Origin of the sequence: Mesorhizobium argentiipisi (SeqCode), assembly GCF_037179585.1 — a bacterium.
GTDB lineage: Bacteria > Pseudomonadota > Alphaproteobacteria > Rhizobiales > Rhizobiaceae > Mesorhizobium > Mesorhizobium argentiipisi.
Genome location: NZ_JAPYKO010000137.1, coordinates 1 through 251 on the forward strand (window position 1 = coordinate 1; position 251 = coordinate 251).

Below are 251 nucleotides of genomic sequence, written 5' to 3' on the forward strand. Positions count from 1 at the left end.
CGGTCAGATTGGCGATGTGCAGCACCGCGTCGTGGTCGACATCGGCGGCGTTGGTGAGCAGGTCGATCGTGTAGGCGGCGGCGTCCTCCGAGGCCGTCGAGGTGACCGCCGCCGACACCGTCGGCGCGTCGTTGGCGCCGGTGATGGTGACCTGGGCGGTCTGCGCCACCGACGCGCCGTGCTCGTCGACCACGTTGTAGCTCAGGTTGAGCACCGCGTTCTCGCCCTGCTTGAGCGCGTCATAGGCGTTC

General features: G+C 68.9%; 1 protein-coding gene. It reads right to left on the bottom strand.

Features of this window, described 5'->3' with window-relative positions; all coding sequences use genetic code 11:
• Nucleotides 1–251 (bottom strand): VCBS domain-containing protein (locus O7A05_RS34285; protein WP_337097834.1); only part of this gene is annotated, 251 nt, incomplete at both ends.